The following is a 353-nucleotide window of genomic DNA, read 5'->3' as shown; positions in this document are numbered from 1 at the left end:
TTTTTTTGACAAAATCAAGGGCTTAGTGCATAAAATACTGATTTTTAACTCTTTGAAGCGCTTTAACTTCACAAAGACTAAACATATACAGGTATATATATAATTTTTGTTCAGCAGCTGATTTTTTAAATGCGTTATTATTTTTAAGCTTGGCGCGCAAGGGTTACTGGGTAAAATAGCCTTTTTGCCATTGTTATTTTTGAATCGAAAGGCTATTTTTACTGACACACAACAATGTATATGAAAAATAGGCGATAAAGTACTAATTGAAATATTTTTGGCTTGTATCAAACTTTAGGATTAGACAAAAATTTAGGGCTTAGTGATCGCCTACTTATCATATACGAAACGTT

Annotated in this window: 1 protein-coding gene; it reads right to left on the bottom strand. The window is 30.6% G+C overall.

What is annotated here, in order from left to right; genetic code table 11:
• On the bottom strand, positions 1–291 hold a 291-nt coding region (locus H4O20_RS15005; RefSeq protein WP_221442859.1), incomplete at its 3' end, for a hypothetical protein.
• Positions 292–353 lie beyond the last annotated feature (62 nt).

Source organism: Aequorivita sp. 609 (genome assembly GCF_014212065.1).
Classification (GTDB): domain Bacteria; phylum Bacteroidota; class Bacteroidia; order Flavobacteriales; family Flavobacteriaceae; genus Aequorivita; species Aequorivita sinensis.
The sequence above is the reverse complement of the archived record's forward strand: the minus strand, read 5'-3'. Positions and strand labels throughout refer to the sequence as shown.